Below are 5,714 nucleotides of genomic sequence, written 5' to 3' on the forward strand. Positions count from 1 at the left end.
TACTGCACCCGGGAGGGTGTGGGAGAGTAGGTCACCGCCGGACAACCATTAAGGTCGAGAACCCCCCAACACACACGTGTTGGGGGGTTCTCCCACTTAAACCACACTTCGTGGTTGCTAGTACCGGCTTGCCGGCCTATTGCCCAACCTTGGCCAGGCCGAAGGATAAACAGAAATAATCGCAGTTTCGATTGTCGACTGCATAGACTCGCCGGATGAGTGATAGCCGGAGTGCGATTGACTGGGATTCTGCACGCGCGCGCAACCGTGAGAACTGGGAAGACCGGGTGCCGCTGCACGAAAAGGCCTACGGGCTCAGCGACTTGGACGATCCGAACCATCTAACCGGAGTTATTCGGACGGACCTGACCGCACTCGTGCCGTTCCTCCCGGACGGCACGGTCGCCGGGCTGGATGTCTGTCATCTTCAGTGCCATATCGGCACCGATACGCTTTCTTTGGCCAGGGCTGGTGCTCGGGTCACTGGCGTGGACTTTTCCCCGGCCGCCTTGGCATCTGCTGCCAACTTAGCGGAGCGTCTGGGCATCCGTGCCGTCTGGGTGGAATGCGACGTACTTGAGGCCCGTGCCGCCGTCGACGGTTTCTTCGACCTTGTATACACCAGCATCGGAACCATCAACTGGCTTCCTGACCTGCAGCGCTGGGCGGCCCAGGTAGCGGGGCTCCTGCGGGCTGGAGGAACGTTTTACATCCGCGATGGGCATCCAGCTCTCTACGCCATTGACGAGCATGCGGACGGACTGCAGCTTCGATATCCGTACTTTGGTAACGGCGAAGCACAGCAATGGGACGACGAGTCCACCTACGCCGGAGATGGCACGGTGGCTCATTCCCGGACGTATCAATGGGCGCATCCCCTGTCAGACATCATTAACTCCCTTGTGGGGGCGGGTCTGCAGATCCTTCGGGTCGACGAGGACAAAACAATCCCGTGGAGGTTCTCGCCACGCATGGTTGAGGTGCCGGGCGGCTTCGCGTGGCCAGAATCCGAACGTGATCTCGTGCCCTGTACGTTCACAATCATCGCTCGGAAGCCAGGCGTGTAGGGCAACGGTGAGAGAGGGTCCTGGCGGCTAGCCCTAGACTTACGGTCTATGAGCGCTCCCTCCGCTGGCCGGCCCGTCAAGCGTGCCACGATCCTTGATGTCGCTGCCGCGGCGGGTGTTTCGCGGCAGACGGTGACCCGGGCGATGAACGACATGCCTGGAATCAAGCAGGAGACACGTCAACGCGTCCAGGAACTCGCACGTGAGCTGGGCTACACACCCAGCCGCTATGCCAAGGGCCTCGTCCAAGGCGCCCGCACTTCGGTAGGCCTGGCCATACCCGACCTCACCAACCCATACTTTCCCGCCTTTGCCTCCAGCGTTGTGGAAATGGCCACGCTGCGTGGCTGGAACGTGGTGATGGATGATTTTGGTCACGGAAGCGGCATCAGTCTGGACGCAGTGGAGCGGCTGTCCCCACACGTGGATGCTGTCATTGGCTACCTGGGTCCGCACGCGGCAGAGGCGCAGGCACTGCTGGGCCATCGGCCGGTGGTGGTGCTGGATGACCCCGAAGGAGTCTCGGCCGGCGGCATTTCGTTCGATTACGCCTATGCGGCCAGGCTCGGTCTGGAACATCTTGTCGGCGCCGACCGCACTCGGCTTGCCTACCTGGATTCGGGTCCTGCAGCGCTCCTGTCTGCCCGAGGCGCCGCAGTCACCCGTGCGGCCGCGGACCTTGGCATTGAACTCACGGTAGCCCACGCCCGCGAATCCGCCGAAGCCGCGCGGGCCGCCGTTGAGGCCCTGCTGTCCGAACAGCCAGCCGTCAACGGGCTCCTTGTCTTTAATGACCTCATGGCAGCTGGGGCACTGAAAGCCCTGGCCGTCCACGGCCGCTCGGTCCCTGGCGATTGCGCCGTGATGGGGATGGACGGGATCCCGCTTGGCGTACTCATGAGCCCTGAGTTGACCACCCTCTCGCTGGACCTGCGCGACGTGGGGCGCGCCGCCGTCGAACTCCTCGCCGGGCTGCTGACCGGCACCATTCTGCCGGGCAGCGCAGCTGCGCGGAGAATGCTCCGCCACGAGCTGGTCATCCGCGAATCAGCCTAAGAAGCCCTACCCAAAATGATCGCGTGCGGCTAGTGTTGAGTAGTTCGTGAACGTTCACGAAAACCGAACAGCGCCCGGTGCGGCCCCCCAGCAACCTGCAGCAAGGAAGACCCATGTCAGTTCAGTCACCCGTCATGCCAGCCGGGATCCCAGCCAGTTCCGCCGCGCCGTCCAAGGGCCGCGCCCTGGAGGTTGGCGCTGACCACGCCACGGCGCTGGCGTCCCTTGAACCGGCCCGTGGCACCCTGCCGGCCCGGGCGTACCTTCGCAGTGACGCTCCCAGGAAGTCCCTGAACGGTGAGTGGCAGTTCCGACTCAGCCCCGGCATCCGGCAGGCACCGGGCGGCGGCTGGCAGTCCGGTAAGGACCTCGAGGGATTCACCAGCCTTCCCGTGCCGTCAAGCTGGCCCATGCATGGTCACGGAGCCCCGGCGTACACGAATGTCCAGTTCCCTTTTGCCGTGGAGCCGCCGCACGTGCCGGACGCAAACCCGATCGGCGATCACGTGGTGGAATTCCTGGCCGGCCCGGAGTTCTTCCCCAGGGCCCTTCTCCGGTTCGATGGCGTCGAATCCGCCGCCACGGTTTGGCTCAACGGCACGGAACTGGGAACAACCCGCGGGAGCAGGCTGGCGCACGAGTTTGACGTCACCGGGGTTCTGAAAGAAGGCGCCAACGTGTTGGCCGTCCGGGTTGCCCAGTTCTCGGCCGCGAGTTACGTGGAGGACCAGGACATGTGGTGGCTGCCGGGAATCTTCCGGGATGTGACCCTCCAGGCCCGGCCCGAACAGGGAATCGATGACGTGTTTGTGCACGCTGACTACGATCACGTGAGTGGCGAAGGCGTCCTGCGCGTCGAGGTGAGCCGGGCCGGCGAGGCGATTGACGCCGTCGTACGTGTCCCCGAACTGAACCTGGAACTGACCGCCGGCATCGAACACCGGATCCCGGCCATCTCGCCCTGGTCCGCGGAGCTTCCGCGGCTTTACGCAGCCACTGTCACCGCACCGGGCGAAACCGTGACCTTGCAGCTGGGATTCCGGACTATTTCCATCGAGGACGCCCAGTTCAAGGTCAACGGCCAACGCGTCCTGCTCCGCGGAGTCAATCGCCATGAGCACCACCCCAAGCTGGGCCGTGTGGTGCCGCGCGATGTGGTGGAAACGGAGCTGCGGCTGATGAAGCAGCACAACATTAACGCCATCCGGACTTCCCACTACCCGCCGCACCCCGAGTTCCTGGCGCTGGCGGACCAGTTGGGCTTCTACGTTGTGCTCGAGTGCGACCTCGAGACCCATGGTTTTGAGAGCGCAGGCTGGGCGCAGAACCCCAGTGACGACCCGGCGTGGGAGCCGGCGCTGCTGGACAGGATCCGGCGGACCGTGGAGCGGGACAAGAATCACGCCGCGGTGATCATGTGGTCTTTGGGCAACGAGGCCGGCACGGGCAGGAACCTGGCAGCGATGTCCGGCTGGGCAAAGGACCGGGATCCTTCCCGGCCCATCCACTACGAGGGTGACTGGACGTCGGCGTACGTGGATGTCTATTCGCGGATGTACGCCAGCCAGGCGGAGACGGAACTGATCGGCAAGGGGATCGAGGAGCCGCTGGACGATCCTGAACTGGATGCCCGCCGCCGTGCCATGCCTTTTGTGCTGTGCGAGTACGTACACGCCATGGGCAACGGTCCCGGCGGCATGACCGAATACCAGGAGCTCTTCGACCGGTATCCCCGGCTGATGGGCGGTTTTGTCTGGGAATGGCTGGAACACGGCATCACGGTTACTGGCAAGGACGGCCGTGACCACTTCGCCTACGGAGGCGACTTCGGTGAGGAAATTCACGACGGAAACTTTGTGACCGACGGCTTGGTGGACGCGGACCGCAACCCCCGCCCAGGCCTGCTGGACTTCAAGAAGGTTATCGAACCCCTGCGCATCACTGTGGCCGAGGACTGGTCCGGCTTCACCGTACGCAACGGCTACGACTTCTCGGACACGTCGGCGCTCAGCTTCCGGTATGTGCTGGAGGCCGACGGCGGCGCGCGCGACGGCGGTGCCGGCGCCGGCGGTGCGGTGCTTGCCGAGGGCGTCGTGGACATTTCGCCGCTGCCGCCTCGTGCGGAAGTCTTCGCTGAACTTCCCGCCGGCCTGGCGTCACTGGCCGGAGGGAAGACGGCTGTCCTGACAATTAGTGCGGTCCTTGCCTCCGGCACGGACTGGGCTGAGGCCGGCCACGAACTCGCGTGGGGGCAGTCGGTTCAGAACTTTGCGGTATCCGGGGGACCGGCAGCGCTTGAACCGGTGGGCGTTTCCCCCGCCACCCTTCGGCTGGGGCCGGTGGTGTTTGACAGGATCTCCGGGCTGCCGCTCTCCCTTGGCAATGTGCCCGTGGAGGACTTTCGCCTAGTGCTCTGGTGGGCGCCAACGGACAATGACCTGGGTAGCGAATGGGCCGGCCCGGACCGTCGGCCGCTGGCCACACAATGGAGCCAGGCCGGGCTCAACAGGCTGCACTCGCGGCTGCTTGGCATCACCGCAGAGCCTGCTGCGGATGGCGGCGAGGTACTGACGGTTCACACCCGGGTGGCCCCGGCGGACAAACAGTTCGGCGTCCTGGTGGACTACACCTGGAGCGCAGACGCAGACTCGGTGAACCTGCGCACCCAGGTCCGTCCGGACGGGGATTGGACCAATGCCGGCTTCCCCGTCGAATGGGCGAGGACCGGCCTGGAGCTCGTTCTTGGCTCCCAGGCGCGGACTGTCAGCTGGTTCGGCCAGGGGCCGCACCAGAGCTACCCCGACACGGGCCAGGGCACCAGGGCGGGATGGTTCACGCTGCCACTGGAGGGCTTCGATGTCGACTATGTCCGGCCGCAGGAGTCCGGCGCCCGGTCAGGCGTGACATCAGCTTCAGTAACGCTCGCCGCGGGCACGCTGGAAATCTCCGGAGCCCCTTTTGCCCTGACGGTCCGTCTCTACAGCCTTGACGCATTGGACGCGGCAACGCACCGCACAGATCTTGTGCCGGACGGTCGGACCTACGTCTATGTGGACCACGCGCTGCGGGGAGTAGGCACCGCGGCCTGTGGACCAGGGGTACTTGAGGCCCATCGGCTCCTGCCCAGGGAAGCAGACTTTTCGGTGGTCCTGCGGGTACGCCCCTGAGCGGGGGCAGTTGCCGCTGCGGGGCGGGACCCATGTGATCCACTCCATATCGAAGGATTCCAGCGCATGGCGTGAACGCGCAACGCGGGTAGCCCCCGAAATCCCTGCAATTTCAGGGATTTCGGGGGGAAGGCAGCCCTTCTTGGGTGGATTTGCCGTCGGGGTTCCGGCCGTGTATTGTTTTCTGAGTCGCCGCCGCTGAAGCGGAAAAATAGCGACAAACCCCCTTCTTCAACAGCCTGAAAATGGCACGTTTCTTAGCGTGCCGGATGCGGGTGGGGCCGGTTCGCCGGAGCAGGAAATCGCGGAAACGCCGATTTGCAAAGCTCCTGGAAACCGGGTAAGTTTGAAAAGTTGCTCCGGAGCGATCCATGGCTGTTGTTTGGTTGTGGTGGTGCCGGGTGTGTCTGTTGTTTGAGAACTC

4 protein-coding genes are annotated in these 5,714 nt (G+C 64.4%); 3 read left to right on the forward strand and 1 reads right to left on the reverse strand.

The window, feature by feature from the left end:
* The first annotated feature begins 215 nt into the window (after positions 1 to 215).
* The 3 genes from ACFC25_RS22575 to ACFC25_RS22585 all read left to right on the forward strand — a co-directional run bounded on the left by ACFC25_RS22575 (position 216) and on the right by ACFC25_RS22585 (position 5,290).
* Complete coding sequence (locus tag ACFC25_RS22575) at positions 216 to 1,067, forward strand: class I SAM-dependent methyltransferase (RefSeq protein ID WP_376049318.1); 852 nt, start codon at positions 216 to 218, stop codon at positions 1,065 to 1,067.
* A 48-nt stretch (positions 1,068 to 1,115) separates the two neighbouring features.
* Entirely contained in the window at positions 1,116 to 2,123 is a 1,008-nt protein-coding gene (locus ACFC25_RS22580) for a LacI family DNA-binding transcriptional regulator (protein WP_337352779.1), read from the forward strand.
* Positions 2,124 to 2,236: 113 nt separating this feature from the next.
* Positions 2,237 to 5,290 (forward strand): glycoside hydrolase family 2 TIM barrel-domain containing protein, encoded by a 3,054-nt coding sequence (locus ACFC25_RS22585; RefSeq protein ID WP_376049321.1) that lies wholly within the window; start codon positions 2,237 to 2,239, stop codon positions 5,288 to 5,290.
* Positions 5,291 to 5,402: 112 nt separating this feature from the next.
* On the opposite strand, the gene ACFC25_RS22590 is transcribed toward ACFC25_RS22585, so the two are convergent.
* The coding region (locus tag ACFC25_RS22590; protein ID WP_376049324.1) for a hypothetical protein at positions 5,403 to 5,714 on the reverse strand (312 nt) is incomplete at its 5' end.

This window comes from Pseudarthrobacter sp. NPDC055928, from assembly GCF_042270935.1.
GTDB lineage: Bacteria > Actinomycetota > Actinomycetes > Actinomycetales > Micrococcaceae > Arthrobacter.

Coding starts and splice junctions, on each gene's coding strand:
- ACFC25_RS22580 (WP_337352779.1), top strand. CDS start 1,116: ATGAGCGCTCCCTCCGCTGGCCGGCCCGTCAAGCGTGCCACGATCCTT.
- ACFC25_RS22585 (WP_376049321.1), top strand. CDS start 2,237: ATGTCAGTTCAGTCACCCGTCATGCCAGCCGGGATCCCAGCCAGTTCC.
- ACFC25_RS22575 (WP_376049318.1), top strand. CDS start 216: ATGAGTGATAGCCGGAGTGCGATTGACTGGGATTCTGCACGCGCGCGC.